General features: G+C 72.2%; 18 protein-coding genes, 2 tRNA genes and 1 pseudogene. 14 read left to right on the forward strand and 7 right to left on the reverse strand.

Annotation, left to right across the window (positions count from 1 at the left end):
• Window positions 1-10 precede the first annotated feature (10 nt).
• Window positions 11-574 carry a dihydrofolate reductase family protein gene (locus ACZYRU_RS18905; protein WP_488958635.1) on the forward strand — a complete coding sequence of 188 codons (564 nt, stop codon included), beginning with the start codon at window positions 11-13 and terminating at the stop codon, window positions 572-574.
• 69 nt (window positions 575-643) lie between these two features.
• Here ACZYRU_RS18905 and ACZYRU_RS18910 read toward each other — a convergent pair whose 3' ends face one another.
• Together ACZYRU_RS18910 and ACZYRU_RS18915 are read right to left on the reverse strand one after the other, a co-directional pair.
• Window positions 644-1,594: a hypothetical protein gene (locus ACZYRU_RS18910; protein WP_488958636.1), complete on the reverse strand. Its 951-nt coding sequence runs from the start codon at window positions 1,592-1,594 to the stop codon at window positions 644-646.
• Window positions 1,595-1,648: 54 nt separating this feature from the next.
• Window positions 1,649-2,452 carry a L,D-transpeptidase gene (locus ACZYRU_RS18915; protein ID WP_488958637.1) on the reverse strand — a complete coding sequence of 268 codons (804 nt, stop codon included), beginning with the start codon at window positions 2,450-2,452 and terminating at the stop codon, window positions 1,649-1,651.
• A gap of 167 nt (window positions 2,453-2,619) precedes the next feature.
• On the opposite strand from ACZYRU_RS18915, the pseudogene ACZYRU_RS18920 reads away from it, so the two are divergent.
• The 4 genes and pseudogenes from ACZYRU_RS18920 to ACZYRU_RS18935 all read left to right on the forward strand — a co-directional run.
• Window positions 2,620-2,805, forward strand: a pseudogene (locus tag ACZYRU_RS18920) (CHC2 zinc finger domain-containing protein); the annotation flags it as partial.
• Window positions 2,806-3,222: 417 nt separating this feature from the next.
• Window positions 3,223-5,457: a DNA primase gene (gene dnaG, locus ACZYRU_RS18925; RefSeq protein WP_488958662.1), complete on the forward strand. Its 2,235-nt coding sequence runs from the start codon at window positions 3,223-3,225 to the stop codon at window positions 5,455-5,457.
• Window positions 5,454-5,954: a hypothetical protein gene (locus ACZYRU_RS18930; protein WP_488958638.1), complete on the forward strand. Its 501-nt coding sequence runs from the start codon at window positions 5,454-5,456 to the stop codon at window positions 5,952-5,954. Before dnaG ends, ACZYRU_RS18930 begins: the two co-directional genes overlap by 4 nt.
• A gap of 77 nt (window positions 5,955-6,031) precedes the next feature.
• Window positions 6,032-6,107 (forward strand) — tRNA-Asn (locus tag ACZYRU_RS18935).
• 64 nt (window positions 6,108-6,171) lie between these two features.
• Here the strand turns inward: ACZYRU_RS18935 and ACZYRU_RS18940 are convergent.
• Window positions 6,172-6,612 (reverse strand): hypothetical protein, encoded by a 441-nt coding sequence (locus ACZYRU_RS18940; RefSeq protein WP_488958639.1) that lies wholly within the window; start codon window positions 6,610-6,612, stop codon window positions 6,172-6,174.
• Window positions 6,613-6,727: 115 nt separating this feature from the next.
• On the opposite strand from ACZYRU_RS18940, the gene ACZYRU_RS18945 reads away from it, so the two are divergent.
• Genes ACZYRU_RS18945 through ACZYRU_RS18980 form a run of 8 tightly spaced genes read left to right on the forward strand, consistent with a single transcriptional unit; the run spans window position 6,728 to window position 15,474 of the window.
• The gene (locus ACZYRU_RS18945; protein ID WP_488958640.1) at window positions 6,728-7,444 is read left to right on the forward strand and encodes a response regulator transcription factor; all 717 of its coding nucleotides are present in this window, start codon (window positions 6,728-6,730) and stop codon (window positions 7,442-7,444) included.
• Complete coding sequence (locus ACZYRU_RS18950) at window positions 7,444-8,835, forward strand: sensor histidine kinase (protein WP_488958641.1); 1,392 nt, start codon at window positions 7,444-7,446, stop codon at window positions 8,833-8,835. Before ACZYRU_RS18945 ends, ACZYRU_RS18950 begins: the two co-directional genes overlap by 1 nt.
• Window positions 8,836-8,880: 45 nt before the next feature.
• Window positions 8,881-10,071, forward strand: a complete 1,191-nt coding sequence (locus tag ACZYRU_RS18955; RefSeq protein WP_488958642.1) for an efflux RND transporter periplasmic adaptor subunit — start codon at window positions 8,881-8,883, stop codon at window positions 10,069-10,071.
• A gap of 5 nt (window positions 10,072-10,076) precedes the next feature.
• Window positions 10,077-10,769, forward strand: a complete 693-nt coding sequence (locus tag ACZYRU_RS18960) for an ABC transporter ATP-binding protein (RefSeq protein WP_488958663.1) — start codon at window positions 10,077-10,079, stop codon at window positions 10,767-10,769.
• Window positions 10,766-11,992, forward strand: a complete 1,227-nt coding sequence (locus tag ACZYRU_RS18965; protein WP_488958643.1) for an ABC transporter permease — start codon at window positions 10,766-10,768, stop codon at window positions 11,990-11,992. The genes ACZYRU_RS18960 and ACZYRU_RS18965 overlap by 4 nt, the downstream gene beginning before the upstream one ends.
• Window positions 11,993-12,018: 26 nt before the next feature.
• Window positions 12,019-12,771: a DUF5666 domain-containing protein gene (locus ACZYRU_RS18970; protein WP_488958644.1), complete on the forward strand. Its 753-nt coding sequence runs from the start codon at window positions 12,019-12,021 to the stop codon at window positions 12,769-12,771.
• Window positions 12,759-14,423, forward strand: a complete 1,665-nt coding sequence (locus ACZYRU_RS18975) for an efflux RND transporter periplasmic adaptor subunit (protein WP_488958645.1) — start codon at window positions 12,759-12,761, stop codon at window positions 14,421-14,423. Before ACZYRU_RS18970 ends, ACZYRU_RS18975 begins: the two co-directional genes overlap by 13 nt.
• A 58-nt stretch (window positions 14,424-14,481) precedes the next feature.
• Entirely contained in the window at window positions 14,482-15,474 is a 993-nt protein-coding gene (locus tag ACZYRU_RS18980) for a phosphotransferase (RefSeq protein WP_488958646.1), read from the forward strand.
• A gap of 394 nt (window positions 15,475-15,868) precedes the next feature.
• On the opposite strand, the gene ACZYRU_RS18985 is transcribed toward ACZYRU_RS18980, so the two are convergent.
• From ACZYRU_RS18985 to ACZYRU_RS19000, 4 genes are all read right to left on the reverse strand, one after another.
• A tRNA-Ile gene (locus ACZYRU_RS18985) sits at window positions 15,869-15,942 on the reverse strand.
• A 24-nt stretch (window positions 15,943-15,966) separates the two neighbouring features.
• Window positions 15,967-16,719: a PIG-L deacetylase family protein gene (locus tag ACZYRU_RS18990; protein WP_488958647.1), complete on the reverse strand. Its 753-nt coding sequence runs from the start codon at window positions 16,717-16,719 to the stop codon at window positions 15,967-15,969.
• Window positions 16,720-16,738: 19 nt separating this feature from the next.
• Window positions 16,739-17,647 carry a protein kinase family protein gene (locus tag ACZYRU_RS18995; protein WP_488958648.1) on the reverse strand — a complete coding sequence of 303 codons (909 nt, stop codon included), beginning with the start codon at window positions 17,645-17,647 and terminating at the stop codon, window positions 16,739-16,741.
• Window positions 17,648-17,657: 10 nt separating this feature from the next.
• Window positions 17,658-18,968, reverse strand: a complete 1,311-nt coding sequence (locus ACZYRU_RS19000; protein ID WP_488958649.1) for a serine/threonine-protein kinase — start codon at window positions 18,966-18,968, stop codon at window positions 17,658-17,660.
• A gap of 114 nt (window positions 18,969-19,082) precedes the next feature.
• Between ACZYRU_RS19000 and tyrS the strand changes: the two genes are divergently transcribed.
• Window positions 19,083-20,354, forward strand: a complete 1,272-nt coding sequence (tyrS, locus tag ACZYRU_RS19005; RefSeq protein WP_488958650.1) for a tyrosine--tRNA ligase — start codon at window positions 19,083-19,085, stop codon at window positions 20,352-20,354.
• Window positions 20,355-20,837 lie beyond the last annotated feature (483 nt).

Here is a 20,837-nt window from a genome sequence, read left to right on the forward strand (position 1 = left end):
GGAGCTCGCGATGCGCAAGGTCACCTACTCGATGGGCGTCTCCCTCGACGGCTTCGTGATCGGGCCGGACGGCGAGTTCGCCTGGACGGCGCCCGACGAGGAGGTGTTCCGGTTCAGCACCGAGGAGGTCGGCGGGGTCGGCGTCCACCTGCTGGGCCGCCGCCTCTACGAGGCGATGCTGGTGTGGGAGACGGTCGAGGAGATGCCGGGACTCGGCTTCTCCACCGGCGAGTTCGCCCGCCGTTGGCGCAGCATCCCGAAGGTCGTCTTCTCCACGACGCTCACCGAGGTCGAGGGCCATGCGCGGCTCCTCGCCGGCGGGCTGGTCGAGGAGGTCGAGCGGCTCCGCGCCGAGCCGGGGGAGGGTGACATCGCCATCGGCGGCGCCGACCTCGCGGCCCAGCTCCTCGACGCGGGCCTGGTCGACGAGTTCCGGATCCGGGTCTACCCGGTCCTGGTCGGCGGCGGTACGCCGTACTTCCTGCGTGACGAGCGCCGCGTCGACCTCGAGCTGGTCGAGACCCGCACCTTCGGCTGCGGCGTCGTCTTCCTGCACCACCGGGTCGTCCGCTAGCGCCAAAGACCGATCGGCCCGCCGCGCTGGTGCGCGACGGACCGATCGAGTCGATCAGGGGTTCCGGTGTCAGCCGGTGACCGCGACGTGCTCCTTGACCGGCTTCGGCGCCGGCGCGTCGCCGGGGACCGGCGCCTTGTCGCTGGTGACGTTGCCGCAGGTCGCCGAGGCGACGGTGAGCTTGATCTGGTCGAGGATGTTGACGTAGAGCGCGTCGACGGTGAAGGTGCCGTCGGCGTTGGCCGTCTGCCGGTTGACGACGAGCTCGACGACCGGCGGGACGCCGGGGACGTCGAAGACCTTGACCGACTGGTTGGCCTTCTTGGTGTCCACGTTGACCGGGAGGCCGAGGGCCTTGAGGTTCGCGATCGTGGTGGTGCCGGTGTTGCCGGTGCACTTGGCCTCGACCGCGCCGGCGCCGACGACCTTGAGGTCACCCGCGAGGACCGAGCACAGCGCCTTGAGCTGGTCGGGGTCGGTCAGCTTGGTGATGTCCAGGGCACCGAGCGCGCTCAGGTTGAGCGGCGTGCCCTTCGTCGCGTCCGCGACCTGGTCCAGGGCGCCCTGGAGCTGCGGGAGGATCGTGTCGAGCGCGTCGCCGACCGGGCCGGTGAGGGCCTCGAGGGCCGTGGTGAGCTGGGTGCAGCCGCTCTGGAGCTGCGTGGTGACCTCCTTCGGCAGGCCGAGGGTCTTGATCAGGCCCTCGCCGACCGCGAGGTCCGTGACGCTCGCGCTGGCCGCGCCGTTCTGGGCCGAGGCGTTGACGATGCCGCCGCTGGCAACCGGGTTGGTGGGGAGCCCGATGAGGGAGTCGGTCTTGAGCGAGCCGTCCGTCGAGCTGACCGCGGGGGTCCGCGGGATCACGCCGTTGCCGGCGATGGCCAGCTCGAGGCCGAAGGCAGACGACGGGGTACCCGCCGCGGTCGCCGTACCGCCCGTGAGGACGGCCGCGGACGTCGCCGCTCCCGCCACCAGGACGAGGGCGCCGGCCAGCGGAGCCAGATGCCGCTTGTTCTTCATGGTGTTCCCCTTCATCTTCATCACTTGTCCCCGAGATGGAGCAGTTCGTGGTGGTCAGGCCTCGTCGACCATGACCGGGGTGCCGATCGGGACGGTGCGCAGCAGGTCGAGGGCGTCATCGGGCACCCGCACGCAGCCGTGGCTGATCGCCTTGCCGAAGACCGACGGGTCGGTCCAGCCGTGCAGCGCCACCGTCCCGGGCCCGCCGCCGTAGGAGTCGAGGGTCTCGCTGTGCGTGCCGAGCGGCATGATCACCGGCGAGAACGGCTGCTGGTCGTCGATGATCTGACCGAGCACGAAGGTCCGGCCGACCGGCGTCGGGGTGCCGCTGGCACCGATCGCCACGGTCCACGTCCCGACCACCGCGTCGTCCTCGAACAGCGCCAGCGTGCGCTCGCCCAGGTGCACCTCGACCCGGAACCGGCTGTGCGCCTCGGCCAGCTCGGAGCCCCGGATCCACCCCGTCGAGCCGTTCGGCTTCGACGGCAGCAGCACCTGCACCCAGTCGCGGTTGCGGGTGATCACCGGCAGCCAGACGTCGCCGAACTCGGTCGGCCGCAGCTTGCCGAACGGCTTGCCGTCGGGCTCGTCGTACAGCGCCGTCACCCGCTTCGGGTGCACCACGGTGCCGGAGGGAGTCCTGGTCGGGCGCGGGTCCTGCGGCGCCGCCTCGATCGTCGTGTGCGTGGAGCTGACCGGCAGCTTCTTCAGGTCCAGGTCGACCGACGCCGCCGGCGTCGTGCCCGCCTCGGTCTCGTCGTCCCCGCTGTCCTTGAGGACCATGACCAGGGTCGAGAGCGCGAAGAGCATCACGACGAGGGTCACCGGCCAGCTGGTGCGGCGGCGTGACTGCTCCATGCCCGGCCCCTCCCCGAACGCTCATCCCCAGACCCCTTCGTGCGGTCCTCCCGATCGAGCAACGAGACGGAGCGACGAAGGTCACGCCGACCTGCGCGAACGCGTCCCCGTCCACAGGCAGGTCGACTGCCGCTCGCTGCTCGCGGACCGCTCAGTAGGATCGCCGCATGGTGGGCCGGATTCGTGACGAGGACATCGCCGCGGTCCGTGAGCGGGTCAAGATCGACGAGGTCGTGTCGTCGTACGTCACCCTGCGCAACGCCGGGGGCGGCTCGATGAAGGGCCTGTGCCCGTTCCACGACGAGAAGTCCCCGTCCTTCCACGTGACGCCGAGCCGGGGCTTCTTCCACTGCCTGGCCGGCGAGACCCGGGTGCTGACCTGGGACGGCCCCCGCGAGATCCGCGACCTCGCGGGCGGCGTTCACCGGATCCTCGGTGCCCGGGGCGACTGGATCGATGCCCCATTCAAGTCGTACGGCGTCCAACGGCTCCACCGGATCACGGTCACCCGCAACCGGCAGCGCAAGGACCTCTACGCCACTGACGGTCACCGCTGGTTCATCCGGTCAGGCAAGGCGCAGAAGAACGCGCGCGAGATCCTCACGACCGACCTGAAGTCCGGCGATCGACTGGTCTCGAAGTTCCCGCGGTCCCGGATCCGGCGCAGCACGCCGTCGCCGTTCGGCATCGCGCACGGCTTCACCTACGGCGACGGCACCCTCAATGGCACCGGATCGATGGCGTTGATCTGTCCGCCCAAGGACGAGGCGATGCTCAAGTGGTTCCCCAACAGCCACACCAGCGACCGCGGTGACGGCAACCTGCTCGTCCATCACCTGCCGAAGTTCTTCAAGGACCGCCCCTCCCTCGACGAGTCGGTGCCCTACCTCTACGGATGGCTCGCGGGCTACTTCTCCGCAGACGGCTGCGTAGCGGCCGACGGCACCGTCATCATGAACTCGGCCGACCGTGACGACCTCGAGTTCTTCCGCACCGTGTGCACGCGGCTCGGCATCGCTACGTACGGCATCACCTCGCAGACGAGGCTAGGACTCGGAACCGAGCCGTCTGAGCTGTTCCGGATCCACCTCGTCAACGAGGACCTCGAGGAGGACTTCTTCCTCCTCGACTCCCACCGCCAGCGGTTCGTGGAGGCGCACAAGGCGTTTGCCCGGCGCGGCTGGGTGGTCGAGAGCGTCGAGGAGACCGACCGGGTCGAGGAGGTGTTCTGCGCCGAGGTCGAGGACGGCCACGCATTCACGCTCGAGGACAACATCCTCACCGGCAACTGCTTCGGCTGCCAGGAAGGCGGCGACGTCTTCACCTTCCTGATGAAGATCGACGGCCTCAGCTTCGGCGAGGCCGTTGAGCGGATGGCCGACAAGTACGGCATCCAGCTGCGCCGCGACGAGACCGGCCAGGACGATCGGCCCAAGGGCCCGCAGCGGCGCCGGCTGGTCGAGGCGCACGCCGTCGCGCAGGAGTTCTACGCCGAGCAGCTCGGCACCCCCGACGCGCTGGCCGCTCGGCAGTTCCTGGCCGAGCGCGGGTTCGACCAGCACGCCGCCCTGAAGTTCGGCGTCGGCTTCGCGCCGCGCGACGGTGAGGCGCTGTGGCGCCACCTCAACGGCCGCAAGTTCACCCGCGAGGAGGTGATCGCCGCCGGGTTGGTGGCGATGGGCCGCTCGCTCTACGACAAGTTCCGCGGCCGCCTGCTGTGGCCGATCCGCGAGACCAACGGCGACACCATCGGGTTCGGGGCGCGCCGGATCTTCGAGGACGACCGGATCGAGGCCAAGTACCTCAACACCTCCGAGACGCCGATCTACAAGAAGAGCCAGGTGCTCTACGGCATCGACCTGGCCCGCAAGCCGATCGCGCTCACCTCCAAGGCCGTGGTGGTCGAGGGCTACACCGATGTGATGGCCTGCCACCTCGCCGGCGTCGAGACCGCCGTCGCCACCTGCGGCACCGCGTTCGGCGACGACCACGCCCGCGTCCTGCGCCGCTTCCTCGACGACCACGCCGAGCTGCGCAGCGAGGTCGTGTTCACCTTCGACGGCGACGAGGCCGGCCAGAAGGCCGCGCTGCGCACCTTCGAGGGTGACCAGCGCTTCGTGTCCCAGACGTACGTCGCGGTCGCCCCCGACGGCATGGACCCCTGTGAGCTGCGGATCACCGAGGGCGACGACGCGGTCCGCGAGCTGATCGCCAGCCGGCGCCCGCTGTACCGCTTCGTGCTCGAGAACGTCGTCAAGCGCCACGACCTCGACCGCGCCGACGGCCGCATCGACGCCGTCCGCGACGCGGCTGCCCTAGTCGCCTCGGTGCGCGACCAGTCCAAGGTCACCGCGTTCGCCCAGGAGATCTCGCGGCTGGTCGGAGCCGACATCGACACCAACCAGGTCCTGGCCGCCGTACGACGCGCCGCGGCCAAGGGCCCCCAGACCGACCGCGGGATGAAGACCGCCCGAGCCGCCGAGCGGGCCCCGGAGCCGTCGTCGCCCGCGAGCCGGGTCCCCGACCTGCGCGACCCGCGGTTCGGCATCGAGCGCGAGACCCTCAAGCTGGTCCTCCAGCACCCGGTCGCGATCGGCCGCACCAGCGCCGACATCGGCCTCAACGACTTCGTCCACCCCACCTACCGGGGTGTCTGGGAGGCGATCACGGCCGCTGGCGGAGCGGTCGCGGGCCAGAACGACGCCGGCTGGGTCTCCCACGTCCGCGACGCCGCCACGGACCCCGCGGTGTCGTCGATCGTCAGCGCGCTCGCGGTCGAGCCGATCCCCGCCAATCGCGACATCGACACGGGCTACATCGCCACCCACCTGTTCCGGCTCCAGGAGCTCACCGTCCTGCGCCGCATCGACGAGGTGAAGTCGCGCCTGCAGCGCACCAACCCGCTCGACAACCCCACCGACTACAACAAGATGTTCGGCGAGCTCGCCGCGCTCGAGCAGCACCGGCGGACCCTGCGCGAGAAGATCGTCGGCGGCGGTCTGTGAGGTTTCCCCCGCTGCCGTCCCGTCGCCCGCCGTTCCCGGTCGGCGCGGGGGAGCGGCTGCTTGCGTGGGCCAGCCTCCGGCAGCCCGGCGACGGCCCGCATCTCGTCGGCGGCACCCGTGATGCGCTCTACCTGCCCGACCGGGTCCCGTGGGAGCAGGTCGCCAGCGCGGACTGGGACCAGGAGGAGCTCACGCTGCGCGTGGTCGAGGTCGCTGGCTTCGGTGAGCCGAGCCCGGTCCACCTGCTCCGCCTCGACGACGCCGGCCGCCTCCTCGAGCTGGTCCGCGAGCGGGTCACCGCCAGCATCGCCGTCCAGCGTCACGTCGTGGTCTCGGGTCGCCGCGAGGTGCGGATCCTCGCCCGCCGCGCTCCCGGCGCTCGCGGCGAGCTGGCCTGGTTCGTCGAGTACGACGACGGCCTGGACCCCGCCGACCCGCAGGTCGACGCCGTCGTCCGGGAGGCGCTGGCCGCTGCCCAGGCCGACGTCACCCCCTGAGCGCCACCTCGATTTCAGGCGACGGCCGCGTCCTTGCTAGTGTTTCCCCGCTTCCACCACGCGGTGGAGAGCAGCTTTCCCCCGTAGCTCAACTGGCAGAGCATGCGACTGTTAATCGCAGGGTTATTGGTTCGAGTCCAATCGGGGGAGCCAACGCGAAAGCCCCGCCGGGATCTCCCGGCGGGGCTTCGTCGTTCCCGGCCCCCGACGGTCGGTCTCAGCTGCTCGACGGCGCCTGCGACGTACCGCCGGAGGAGTCGTCCTGCTGCTGCGACGACCCGGGCGGCACCTGGCCCATCCCGGGCGGCGGACCGTCCTGGTCGTTGCGCCCGCCCCATCCGGGGAAGCCGCGCTCACCGGGCCCGTCCATCCGCTGGTGGCGGAAGTCGGGGCCGTCGTCGTGGCCGGCGACCAGCGCCGTACCCGCACCGGCGCCCGCGCCGAGCACCAGTCCGGCCAGGCCGACCGCGACCATCGCGCGCAGGTTGAAGGCCCGGTCGCGCCAGCGGGTCTTGAGGACCGGCGCGGGCGCCGGGGGAGCGGCCGGCGGATCGGGCGGTACGTCGGCCGCCCGGTCGAGCGCGGGGTCGGGTGCGGGGTCGGGTGCGGGGTCGTGCGCGGGGGTGGGGTCGGGGGTCGGGTCGTCGTGCTGGGTCATGCCTCCACGTTCGCTCCGGACCCTGTGATGACCCTGTGACCCGGCCGTGAAGAGCCGCAGGATCCGCACAAGGGATCCACAGGATCCGCACAGGTTGCTGGCACAGTCTCTTGTCATGAGCCAGACCGCGACCCGTCCCGACGGCACCCCGCTGCGCGCCCTCGTCGTCGACGACGAGGTCAACATCGCCGAGCTCGTGGCGATGGCGCTGCGCTACGAGGGCTGGGCGGTGGAGACCGCCCACACCGGCACCGACGCCGTCACGGCGGTGCGCAGCCACGGCCCGGACGTCGTCGTCCTCGACATGATGCTGCCCGACCACGACGGCATGGAGGTGCTCCGCCGGATCCGTGCCGACGACCCGAGCGTCCCGGTGCTCTTCCTGACCGCCCGCGACGCCGTCGAGGACCGGGTCGCGGGCCTCACCGCCGGCGGCGACGACTACGTCACCAAGCCGTTCTCCCTCGAGGAGCTCGTCGCCCGTCTCCGGGCGCTGGTACGCCGGGCCGGCACCGCCGTCGAGCAGAGTCGTTCCACCCTCGTCGTCGGCGACCTGGTGCTCGACGAGGACAGCCGTGAGGTCACCCGCGCCGGCGAGGAGATCGCGCTGACGGCGACGGAGTTCGAGCTGCTGCGCTACCTCATGCGCAATCCGCGCCGGGTACTCAGCAAGGCCCAGATCCTCGACCGGGTCTGGAACTACGACTTCGGCGGCCAGGCCAACGTCGTCGAGCTGTACATCTCCTACCTGCGCAAGAAGATCGACGCCGGCCGCGATCCGATGATCCACACGATGCGGGGCGCGGGCTACGTGCTGAAGCCGGCCGGCTGATGGGTCGGCTCTGGCCGCACTCGCTCACCGCGCGGCTCGTCATCACCGCCGTGGCCCTGGTCGCGGTGGTGTCGCTGCTCGTCGGCACCGTCACCACGCTGGGCATGCACGCGTGGCTGACCCACCGGCTCGACTCCGACGTCGCGTCGTTGACCCGCGGCGGTCCCGGGGAAGGTGGTCCACCGGGCGGCTTCGGTGCCAACGGCCGGGTCCTGGCACGGTTCGCCGGCAACGTGGGTCAGGGTGACATCGTCGTGTTCACCGATGCAGGCATCCAGCAGCGGTCGTTGGACGCATCAGTCCTGGCGATCCTGCACGACGCCGGCCGGGAGCCGAGCACCGTCGACCTTCCCGGCCTGGGCAGCTACCGCGTCCTCCGCAGCCGCGAGGAGCGAGACGGGATCACCCTGGTCGCGGGCCTGCCCACCGAGGACGTCGACGAGGCGACCGGCTCCCTCGTCCGCCTCGAGATCGTCCTGGGCCTGCTCGGCACGGTGGTCGCCGCGATGGCCGGCACGGCCGTCGTACGCCGCCAGCTGCGTCCCCTCACCGAGGTCGCCGCCACCGCACACGCCGTCGCCGCGACCCCGCTCGACGAGGGCGAGATCGCGATCACCCAGCGTGTTCCCGAGCGCCTCACCGATCCGCGCACGGAGGCCGGACAGGTCGGCCTCGCCCTCAACCAGCTGCTGGCCCATGTCGAGTCGTCGCTCTCGGCGCGGCACCGCAGCGAGCAGCAGGTCCGCCAGTTCGTGGCCGATGCTTCCCACGAGCTGCGCACGCCGCTGACCACGATCGCCGGCTACACCGAGCTCGCCCGTCGTCGTGGCGACGCCGACACCACGGCGGTCGCGCTGGCCAAGGTCGAGGAGGAGGCGGGCCGGATGACGGCCCTCGTGGAGGACCTGCTCCTGCTGGCCCGGATCGACGCCGGCCGTCCGCTCGCCGCCGAGCCGGTCGACCTGACCCGGATGTTGCTCGAGGCCGTCGACGACGCCCGGGTGATCGCCCCGGACCACCGCTGGCGGATCGTGCTGCCCGAGGACGGTGAGCCGGTCGAGACCACGGGCGACGAGCAGCGGCTGCACCAGGTCGTGACCAACCTGCTGACCAACGCCCGCAAGTACACGCCCGCGGGCACCACGGTCACGGTGACGGTGCGGCCCGACGGCTTCGACGTGCACGACGACGGACCGGGCTTCCCGCCGGACCTGGTCGACACCGCCTTCGAGCGCTTCACCCGTGGTGATGCGTCCCGGCACCGCTCCGACGGCATCGGGCTCGGGCTCGCGCTGGTGCAGGCGATCGTCAGCGCCCACGGCGGATCGGTCGCGCTGCACAGCGTCCCGGGGGACACCCGGATCAGCGTCACCCTCACAGCGCGCCCATAGGTACGGCCGAGGGGCGCCACAGTCCGGCCGAACAGAGTCGGGCCCGTGAAACGCAAGCTCCTGCGCCGCGTCGGCGGCCTCCGTCGTCCCCGGCGGCTCGTCCTCGGACTGGTCGCCCTCGTCGTGATCGCCGCAAGCGCCGGCGGCTGGCTGCTGCTGCATGACGGCGAGCCGGCGGCTGCCGCGACCACCACGGCCACCGTCGCGACCCAGACCCTCCAGCAGACCGTGACCGCCAGCGGCACCGTGGCCGCCGCGACGACCGCCGACCTGGGCTTCGACGTCAGCGGCACCGTCACGGCCGTGTACGTCGAGCCGGGCGACAAGGTGAAGAAGGGCCAGAAGCTCGCGGCCGTCGACGACGACGTCCTCCAGGCCGAGCTCGACGCCGCCGACAGCGCGCTCGACGCCGCGAGGACGGCCCGTTCCGAGCACCTCTCCGACGGTGCCTCCGACGAGCAGACCAGCGCCGACGAGGCGGCGGTCCTCGCCGCGGAGTCGAGCCTGGCCCAGGCGAAGGAGGCGGTCGCGGACGCCGTACTGCGCTCGACGACAGCCGGGACCGTCACCGCGGTCGGCATCGAGGTCGGCGACACCGTCGGTTCCTCCGGCAGCCCCTCGAGCTCGGGAGACAGCACGGACGGGACCATCACGGTGGTCTCGACCGGCACGTACGTCGTGGAGGCGACCGTCGCCAGCGGTGACGTGGCCAAGGTGAAGAAGGGTCTGCAGACCGCGATCACGGTCAGCGGGATCGACGACACCGTCTACGGCACCGTCTCCGAGGTGGGCCTCGTGGCGGAGGCGGACTCCTCGGGCGCCGCGGTCTTCCCGGTGACCATCGAGGTCACCGGTCAGCGCGACGACCTGTACGCCGGCACGTCGGCCGACATCGCGATCGTCGTCAGCCAACGCACCGACGTGTTGACCGTCGACAGCCGGGCGCTGCACACCGACGGCGACACGACGTACGTCGACAAGGTCACCGACGCCGCGACGGGCGCCACCGAGCGGGTCACCGTCACCACCGGCGAGACGTCCGGCATGGTCACCGAGGTGCTCACCGGCCTCACCGCGGGTGACGTCGTCGAGATCCCCGGCTTCACCGGCCCCGGCGGGTCCGGCGGCAACGAGCAGATGCAGGAGCAGATCCAGCAGTTCCGCGAGCAGATGCAGCAGGGCGGCGGCATGCCGCCGGGCGGCTTCAGCGGCGTCCCGGGCGGAGCCGGCCAGTGAGCGCCATCATCGAGCTGACCGGCGTGCGCAAGACGTACCGCTCCGGCAGCCTCGAGTTCGAGGCGCTGCGCGGGATCGACATCCGCATCGACGAAGGCGAGTACGTCGCGGTGATCGGTCCGTCCGGATCCGGCAAGTCCACGTTGATGAACCTCCTCGGTTGCCTCGACCTCCCCACCGAGGGCCACTACGTGCTGGCCGGCGAGGACACCTCGAGCCTCGACGATGCTGCCCTGGCCGCGATCCGCAACCGCCGGATCGGCTTCGTCTTCCAGCAGTTCCACCTGCTGCCGTCGATGAGCGCGTGGCGCAATGTCGAGCTCCCGCTGGTGTACGCCGGCCTGTCGCGTCCCGAGCGCAAGGAGCGCGCGATCGCCGCGCTGACCAAGGTGGGCCTCGGCGACCGCGTCGACCACCGGCCCGGGGAGCTGTCCGGCGGCCAGCAGCAGCGGGTCGCGGTGGCGCGGGCGCTGGTGACCGAGCCCGCCCTCCTGCTCGCCGACGAGCCGACCGGCAACCTCGACTCCCGCTCCACGAGGGACGTGCTCGGGCTCTTCGACGAGCTGCACGCCAGCGGCCGCACGATCGTGCTGATCACCCACGAGCCCGACGTCGCCGCCCGAGCCGGTCGCAACCTGGTCATCGACGACGGCCAGATCACCGTCGACCGGCCGACGCCCGTCGGAGCGACCGCATGAGCTGGTGGGAGACGGTCCGGTCCGGGCTGGCCGCGATCCGCGCGCACCGGCTGCGCTCGTCGCTGACCGTCCTCGGCATCGTCATCGGCATCTCCTCGGTGATCCTCACCGTCGGTCTCGGCCAGGGCGCCCAGCAGGAGGTGAAGGACCAGATCGACGCGCTCGGCTCCAACCTCCTCATCGTGGCACCGGGCAGCAGCACCGACAGCTCCGGCGTCCGCGGCGGGTTCGGCTCCGCGTCCACCCTGACCCGCGCGGACGCGACGGCGATCGCCGACCGGGACGTCGTACCCGATGCGGCGGGGGTCGCCCCCGCCACGACCAGCTCGGTGTCGCTCGTCAACGGCGACACGAACTGGACCACCTCCCTCGTCGGTACGACGACCGACTGGCTCGGCGTCCGCAGCCGCGAGCTCTCTGCGGGCCGGTTCTTCACCGCCGAGGAGGCGGCGCAGGGCGCGGCCGTCGCGGTGATCGGCGCCGACACCGCCTCCGAGCTGTTCGGCCGGCAGAGCCCGGTCGGTCAGCAGGTGACGGTCAACGGCACCCGGGTGACCGTCGTCGGCGTCCTCACCGCGTCCGGCGCCTCGTCGTCGGGCAGCACCGAGGACGACCAGGCCGTCGTGCCTGCCGGAACGGCCAGCCGGCTGACCGGTAGCACCAGCGACACGGTTTCCACGATCTACGTCGAGGCGGCGAGCGCGGAGCGGCTCTCGGCGGCGTACCAGGAGGTGCAGGCCCTGCTCGCCACGCGGCACGGGGTCACGACCGCCGACGCCGACTTCTCGATCTCGACCCAGGACTCCCTGGTGGAGACGGCCAACGAGACCAACCGGACGTTCACCGTGCTGCTCGGCGGTGTCGCCGCGATCTCCCTGTTGGTCGGCGGTATCGGGGTCATGAACATCATGCTGGTCTCCGTCACCGAGCGGGTGCGCGAGATCGGCCTGCGCAAGGCGCTCGGCGCCGCCCCGAACGTGATCCGCCGCCAGTTCCTCGTCGAGGCCTCGCTGCTCGGCCTGACCGGGGGACTGGTCGGCGTCGCCATCGGCATCGTCGGTGCGCAGGTCCTGCCCCACTTCATCGACCAGGCGGTCGCGGTCTCCGCGCTGGCCACGGTCGCCGCACTCGCCACCTCCCTCGCCCTCGGCGTCGGGTTCGGGGTCTACCCGGCGGGCCGCGCGGCCCGTCTCACCCCGATCGACGCCCTCCGCAGCGAATGACCACCCCGAACGAACCAGGAGCACCCATGTCCCTCTCCCTCCTCCGTCCTCTTGCCGCGGGCGCTGTCCTCGCCGTGCTGCTGACCGGCTGTGGCGACGACAGCCCGACGCCCACGGCGAGCACCGGCAGTGCCGACAGTGCTGCGCCGAACACCGCGCGGACCGGCATGCCCGGCACCTTCGGCGCGATCGCGGCAGCCGACGGTGACGTGCTCCAGGTCCAGAACCAGATGACCGGGCAGGTGGCGGTCACCGTCACCGGCGACACCACCATCACCGCCCAGGCCGCGGCCGCCCTCGCCGACGTCACGACGGGCGTCTGCGTGGTCGTGCGCAGTGCCGACGCCGACGGCACCGACGGCAGTACGGCGACCGCCGTCACCGCCGCGTCCGTCGCCGTCTCCCCGGCCGCCGACGACGGCTGCACCGGCGGCTTCGGCCGCCCGGGAGGGGGCAACGGCCAACGTCCCACCGACGTGCCGACCGACCGGCCCTCGGGGATGCCCAGCGGCGCCCCGGGCGGCGGGCGCGGCGGGTTCGGCACCGTCGGCCGGGTCAGCTCAGTGAGCGACAGCGGATTCGTCGTCGACGGCCCGAACGGATCGGTGACGGTCACCGTCGGGACGGACACGACCTACGCCAAGCAGGTCTCGGCCCAGGCCAGTGCGCTCACCGTCGGCCGGTGTGTCCGGGTGCAGGGCGACCCCGACGACACCGGTGCCGTGACCGCCACGTCGGTGCAGGTCAGCGACAAGGTGGACGACCAGTGCGGGCTGTGATCCGGTCGCGGCGGGTCGCCGTCCCCCTCGCCGTCCTGGCCCTCGCCGGGACCGGGGTCGCGGCGTACGGCGCAGCATCCGACGACAGCGTCCACTACCGCACCGTCGCCGCCACCCGCGGCGACGTCGCCGAGGAGCTCACCCTCTCCGGATCGATCACGCCCAGCGGCACCTCCGAGCTGGCCTTCGGCACCAACGGCACGGTCGCCCGGGTGCGGGTCGAGCAGGGCGACGAGGTCCAGCAGGGACAGGTGATCGCCGTCCTCGACCGCTCCTCGCTGCGGGCCGCTGTCGACCGGGCGAGGTCCGACCTGGCCGACGCCCGTGCCCAGCTGGCAGCCGACCGTGACGCGCAGTCGACCGCCGTCGACACCGCGACCACCTCGACAGCGAACGGCACGGGCAGCACCGGCAGCACCAAGGGCTCGGGCAGCAAGGACCAGGACCCCGGCAGCACGGGCACGAACGCCGAGCTGCTGGCCCAGCTGCGCACCCAGCAGGACGCCGTGATCGCGGCCCAGTCCGCCGCGACCACCGCCCTGGCCACCGCCTCGGACCGGCTCGCCGACCAGCAGCAGTCCTGTGCGGACCCGGTCGCGAGCGAGCCCGATCCGAGCAAGGACCCGACCGAGCCCACCGACGGCGCCACGACCGAGGCCGCCACCAGCGCCGTGCTCAGCGACGCCTGCACCAGCGCCCTGGCTGCGGTGCAGGCAGCCCAGTCGAACGCATCCGGCGCCCAGACCACGCTGCAGACCGCGCTCGAGACCCTCGGCAGCACCCTGACGGCCGCGTTGGGCAGCGCGTCGGCGACGACGCCGACCACGCCGACGACCACCCCGACGACCTCGACGCCGAGCGCCACGCCCACCACCCCGAGCACGCCGACCACCCCGACCGGCTCCACCCGCACCGTCACGGCAGCCACCCTCGCCGAGGACCAGGCCTCGATCGACAAGGCGGCCGCATCGCTTGCGTCTGCCCGCGCGGACCTGCGTGGCGCCGTCGTCCGGGCACCCGCCGACGGCACCGTCGTTTCCCTCTCGGTCGGCGCCGACGACCAGGTCTCGACCGGCGACGCCGTGGCCACCCTCGTCGCACCCGGCCTGACCACCGCGACCGTCCAGGTCAGCGCGGCCCAGGCTGCCCAGCTGATCTCGGGTACGACGGCCGAGGTCACCCCCGCCGGAGCCACCGACGCCCTGACTGCGAAGGTCGGCCGGATCGAGCACACCGCGACCAATGACTCCTCGAGCGGAGGGTCGAGCGGCGACCCGACGTACGCCGTCGAGATCGTCCTCGACGACCGCGACCTCGCCCTGGCCGACGGCATGCCGGCTACCGTCGCGATCGAGGTCGGCTCCGCCGACGACGTCGTGGTGGTGCCTGCCTCGGCGATCAGCAACGGCACGGTCACCGTCGTCGACGACACCGGCACGGCTCGACGCACCCCGGTCACCACCGGCGTCGTCGGTGCCACCGAGGTCGAGGTCACCGACGGCCTCGACGCGGGTGACCGGGTCGTGCTCGCTGACCTCGACGCCGCGCTGCCCACCGGCGACTCCAGCCAGCAGGGCGGCGGATTCGGCGGGTTCGGCGGCGACGGCGTCCGGATGGGACCACCCGGAGGGGGCATCACGATCCGCCGGTGAACGCACCGATCACGGAAACCGGTGGCGCCACCGGCCCCCGCGGGGTGACGCTGCAGGGGTGAGCACGAGCACCTGGACCAGCGCGGAGTGGGCGACGGAGCAGTTCCGCGCCGAGCTGTGCGCGTTCCTGACCGCCGCGGTCGGGATCCCCGAGCGGGTCGAGGTGGTCGCGCTGCGGCCCTGGTCCGCGCTGTGGCGGGTCAGGGCGGGCGGACGGACGTCCTACGCCAAGCAGAACTGTCCCGGCCAGGCCCACGAGGCCCGGCTGATGGCGCGCCTCGCGCAGGTCGCCCCCGACCACGTCGTCCCGGTCCTCGCCGCCGACCTCGACCGCGATCTCCTGCTCACCGCCGACCTGGGCCCGACCGTGCACGAGCGCGGGGGAGCGGGCGATCCCGCTACGTGGGCGCGGATCGCCGCCGACGCGGCGGACCTGCAGCGCCGGCTGGTCGGCGAGGTCGACGACCTCCACCTGACCGTCCTCGCCCCCGCCGACGCCACGACGTACGTCGCCGACGCGGTCGGTCGCCTCGCTGCCCTGGCCCCCGACGATCCCCGCCGCCTGGCGCCCGAGGTCGCCGTCCTGCTGGAGGCACTGCTGCCGACGATCGAGCGCTGGTCCGACCGGGTCGAGGACCTCGACCTCCCGCTCACGCTGCTCCACAACGACCTGCACGCCGAGAACGTCGTGCTCGCCCCCGACGGCGGCCTGCGCTTCTTCGACTTCGGCGACGCGCTCGTCGGCGACCCGCTCGCCGGCCTGTACGTCCCCCTTGCCATGGCTCGACAGTCACTCGGCCTGCCACCCGACGACCCGGCCCTGTGGCGGATCGCCGACGCCGCGCTCGAGGTCTGGTCCGACCTCGCCACCCCAGCCGACCTGCGAGCCGCCCTGCCCGCCGCGCTCCAGCTCGGTCGCCTGGCGCGGGTCGAGTCCTGGCGTCGCTGCGTGGCCACCATGACGCCCGAGGAAAGGCTCGAGTTCGGCTCCGCGCCCGCCGTACGCCTCGCGTCGTTGCTCGACCCGCCGCCGGTCGGGACGTTCGCGTAGGTTGCCCCCGTGGCCCGACGACAGCAGACCGTGATCAGCCGGCACCTGCTCTGGGTGCTGGTCCAGGCCGGCCTGTTCCTGCCCGCGGTCCTCGGTCCGTTCGACGGCCGGGAGCTGGAGGGCGCCCCGTGGCCCGCGTGGGCGTTCTCGGTGTTCCTCGTCCTGTGGCTCGGCTACTGCCTGGTGCGCAACCTCGTCCTGGTCTGGCTGGCCCCGCCGAGCGAGTCCCGGTGGTGGCACGTCGTCCAGCTGTCCGTGCTCGGTCTGCTGCTGGGCCTCTTCGCCAGCGGCCCGCTGCTCACGGGCGGCACCGACGTCCGGCTGCAGGGCAGTGCGGTCGCCGCCGTCGCGCTCGCGGTGCTGGCCCTCGGTGTGCGCGAGATCGTGCGCATCGTAGGGCGGGTGGGGCTCGAACCCACGACCCAAGGATTATGAGTCCTCTGCTCTGACCGACTGAGCTACCGCCCCGAGGGCCCCAACCCTAGTGGCGCCCTACTCGCCCCAACCCATCGGGAACACCTCGAACGGCGCCGCGAACGCCACGCCCAACCGCGAGCCGGTGGCCCGGGCCATCCCCTCGAGGAACTCGCGCGGGTCCCAGTTCTCCCAGCCCAGGCCGTCGATGTACGCCGCGTGCGCCTTCAGCGACTCGACGCCGGCGTCGAAGGTGGCGGTCGTGTCGACGGCGTGGGTCGAGTCGGGGGAGCCGAACGCCCACACCGCGCGTACGCCGCCCCACGGCTCGAGCCCGTCGGCACCGCCGAGCTGGTCGGCGAACACCCACCGGTTCCCCGCATCCCGTACGGCGTCCAGGACCGCGCGTCCCACCGCGATGTGGTCGGCCTGGTTGAGGTTCCGCCCACCCCAGGTGTCGCGGAAGTTGCCCGTGACCACGATGTCCGGGCGGTGTCGGCGGACCGCGGCCGCGATCACCGAGCGCAGCGCGACGCCGTACTCCAGGACGCCGTCGGGCTGGTGCAGGAAGTCGACGACGTCGACGCCCACGACCCGCGCCGACGCGACCTGCTCCGCCTCCCGCACCTCACGGCAGGCGTCGGGATCCAGCCCGTCGATGCCGGCCTCGCCGCTGGTCACCATGCAGTAGGCGACGCTCTTGCCCTGCCCGGTCCAGCGGGCGACCGCGGCCGCCGCGCCGAACTCCATGTCGTCGGGGTGCGCGACGACGCACAGCGCCCGCTCCCAGGTCTCGTCCAGCGGCTGCAGCGGGGAGGGGGTCTCGGCCATGCGTCGAGCATGGCACGGGTCAGCGTGCCGTTGCGTCCGCGATGAGCAGCCGGTCGCCGTCCTGCACGAGGAACAGCGTGATGTCCTCGGTCCGCGAGCCGCCGCCGCTCAGCCGGTACCGGTAGGTGTAGCGGACCGTCATCGCTGCCGGGTCGCCGCGCACCGCCAGGATCCGCGGGTCCCGGATCGACGCCCACACCTCCCGGTACCGCGGGCTGCGCTGCTGGTAGGCCTCGGTCAGCCAGGTGAACCCGAGCGCCGGATCGCCACTGGCGGTGGCGATGTAGTCGCGGGCGAAGTTCTCGAGCTCGGCCGCGGTCGGCGGCGTCGGACCGCTGGACGGTACGGCGGACGTCGGCCCGCTCTCCTCCGGACCCGTCGGGTCCGACGTCTCCGTCCGCGAGCCGGGCGACTCCTCACCACCGGTGAACAGCAGGGCTGCGCCGACGATCCCGAGCAGCGCGATCACCGCGGCCCCGGCAAGGGCGAGGCCGGCGACGGGGATCCGCCGGCGTTCGACCGTCGGCGCGACCCGGGCCCGCAGGTACGCAGCGATGTCCTCGGGCGACGGGCGCTCGCGCGGATCGGACCGGAGACCGAGCTCGATGAGGGGTGCCAGCCACCCGCTCGCGCGCGGTACGAGGGGCGGTTCGCCGAGCGCTGCCGGCGGTTCGCCGGTCGTGGCGTGCAGCAGCACGGCTGCCAGCGACCAGACGTCGTCGGGTGCGCCGGGTGCCGAGAACGCAGGGTCGGGCGCGACCCGGGTGCGGTCGAGGAGAAGTGCCCGACCGCTGTCGTCGACCTCGATCGCCGCGGGGGAGATGGCGCCGTGCCGGCCGGAGGCGGCGTGCGCGGAGGCGACCGACTCGGCGACCGGCAGCAGCAGCCGGGCCGCGTCGTCCGGTGACAGCACGCCGTACCCGTTCACGGCTCGCAGGCTACCCAGCCGAGGCGTTGTCGATCAGGAGGTTGCCGCCCTGGTCGACGAGGAACAGGGTCACCCGCTCGCGCCGCCGCCCCTCGCCCTTGAGCACGTAGGCGTAGCGGTAGGTCACCGTCATCTGCCCCGGATCGGCCGAGATCTCCAGGATCTCCGGCTTCTTCACGCGGCCCCAGAAGCCCGTGTAGCCGTTGCTGCTCGCGCGGTACGACGGCGTCAGCATCGTGAACCCGCGCTCCGGGTCACTGCTCGCCGTGGCGACGTACTGCCGGGCGAACTGCTCCAGCTCGGCCGCCGTCGGCGTGGTCGCGGCGGTCGACGGCTCGGCCGCAGTGGTGGCGGAGCCGGCGGTCTCGCGCGCTGTCGGGGTGTCGTCGTCGCTGTCGGGGCGCAGCACCAGGAAGGCCACGACGAGCAGCAGCACCACGGCAGCAGCCACGGCCGCCACGACCACGCCGGTCGACCGTCGTGCGACAGGCACCGCCGGCAGGGCCATCGTGTGGTCGGCGGCGCTGGCCGTCCGGGCCAGCTGGTCGCGCACCTCCGCCATCGTGGGCCGGGCCTGCGGGTCCTTCGCCATGGTCCGGGCCAGGAGCGACGCCAGCCAGCCTGCGCCGGGCACGAGCGGCGGGTCCTCGTGCGCGATCCGGTACACGACGGCCAGCGGCCCGTTGTCCAGGTCGTCGCGCTGGTACGGCGGCCGCCCGGTCAGCAGGTGCACCAACGTCGCGCCCAGCGACCACACGTCGCTGGCCGGCGTCGCCTGGCCACCGACCGCTACCTCGGGCGCGAGGTAGGCCGGCGAGCCGGTCACGAGTCCGGTGCGGGTGAGCGTCGCATCGCCGGAGCCGCGGGCGATGCCGAAGTCGGTCAGCTTCGCCCCGTCGGGGCCGGCGAGGATGTTCGACGGCTTCACGTCGCGGTGCACGATCCCGAGCGCGTGCGCCTGCGTGAGCGCGTCGGCGACCGGTGCCAGCAGCCGGGCGGCGTCGTCGGGGGAGAGGGGAGCGTCGCGGACGACGGCCGAGAGCGGTTGCCCCTCGACCCGCTCCATCACGAGCCAGGTTCCACCGTCCTCGGTGACGAGGTCGTAGACGGCCACCACGTTCGGGTGGCCCAGCTGGGCGGCGAGACGCGCCTCGCGCTCGGCCCGGACCTCGTCGCTGCCGAGCCCGGCCGTGGTGCCGAGACGCTTGAGCGCGACGGTCCGGCCGAGGACCTCGTCGTGCGCCGCCCAGACCGCGCCGTGCGCTCCGTGGCCGATCTGCTCGTGGAGGGTGTACCGCCCCGCTACCCGTTGGTTGGTCATCGCCCTCGCAACGTACCCGCGTCCACCGAGGCGAACCCAGTGGGCCGCGCCGCAGCCCATGGGGCACCCTAGGTGCGGGGACCTTCCCCACACCTGACTAGAGAGAGGACCGACGTGTCCGTCGACACCACGCTTCTGGACGACCTCGAGTGGCGCGGCCTGCTGGCCGAGTCCACCGATCGCGACGCGCTGCGCACAGCGCTGAGCGAGAGGAGCGTCCGGTTCTATGTGGGCTTCGACCCGACGGCGCCGAGCCTCCACATGGGCAACCTGGTCCAGATCCTCACCGCGATGCGCCTGCAGCGCGCCGGCCACACGCCGTTCGCCCTGGTCGGTGGCGCCACCGGCATGATCGGCGACCCGCGTGACTCGGGGGAGCGCACGCTCAACTCGCTCGACACCGTCCAGGAGTGGACGGCGCGGGTCCGCGGCCAGATCGAGCCGTTCCTGTCCTTCGAGGGCGACAACGCAGCGACCATGGTCAACAACCACGACTGGACAGAGGGCCTGTCGGTCATCGACTTCCTGCGTGACATCGGCAAGCACTTCCCGGTCAACCGGATGCTCGCCCGCGAGACCGTGAAGCGCCGCCTCGAGTCCGGCATCAGCTACACGGAGTTCTCCTACGTCCTCCTGCAGTCGATGGACTTCCTGACCCTGTTCCGTGAGCGCGGCGTCACCCTGCAGTTCGGTGGCTCCGACCAGTGGGGCAACCTCACCGGAGGTGTCGAGCTGATCCGCCGGGCCGAGGGCGCCACCGCCCACGCGTTCGCCACCCCGCTCATCACCAAGGCCGACGGCACCAAGTACGGCAAGACCGAGGGCGGCGCGCTCTGGCTCGACGCGGAGATGATGCCGCCGTACGCCTTCCACCAGTTCTGGCTCAACGTCGAGGACGAGAAGGTCGGCGAGCTGCTGCGCGTCTTCACCTTCCTGCCGCGCCAGCAGATCGAGGAGCTCGAGGCCCGGCACGCGGAGAAGCCGTTCCTCCGCGAAGCCCAGAAGGTGCTGGCCGACGAGGTCACCACGCTGGTCCACGGCGAGGCGGAGACCGTGAACGCCAAGGCGGCGGCCGAGGCACTCTTCGGAGGCGGCGACGTCACCCTGCTCTCCGGTACGACGCTCGAGGCGGCGCTCGGCGAGGCCGGCACGGTCGACGTCGACGGCAGCGCCGGGATCCCCGACGTCGTGGAGCTGCTGACGCTCACCGGCCTCGCGAAGTCGAAGGGGGAGGCCCGGCGCACCATCGCGGAGGGCGGCGCGTACCTCAACAACGTGCGCGTCGACGACCCCGAGCACGTGCCGGCGGCAGGCGACCTGATCGCCTCCTCCTGGCTGGTGCTGCGCCGTGGCAAGAAGCGTTTCGCCGGCGTACGCGTGCGCTGAGCCAGTCCGACATCCCCCCTCGTGGGCGGTCCCTCCGGGGGCCGCCCACGAGCCGTTTTCGAGCGTCCCAGGGGCCGCCTGGGGACAGCGCCGATCGCGCGATGTCGCTTCGATTTGTGGTTCTGGCTGGGTGTGCGTAATGTTCTCTTCGTCGCCGGGTGCGGCGGGAAGCAAGACGGCGGTCAGCCGGAGGGCTTCCGGAACCCGCGGCCACTTGTTCTGGATCTTCTGGGTTCGGGCGTCGGTCAGAAAAGCGAGTCCTTTCGGATTTGGCACAGGCTGGGGTCTGGTTCTAGGGTTCGGGACTGCATCGGCTCGAAGACGAACTGCGCGGAGATATCGTGTGGGGGACTTTGGTGCGTGTGATGTTTGAGAACTCAACAGTGTGTCATGCATAGATTGTTGTGACGTTTGTGTGCACTCGATCCGTAAGGGTTGGGTGTGTGTTTTCGGCAATGATGATTCTGATGACAAGTTTGTCAG

It is taken from the genome of Nocardioides sp. F233 (assembly GCF_057813895.1).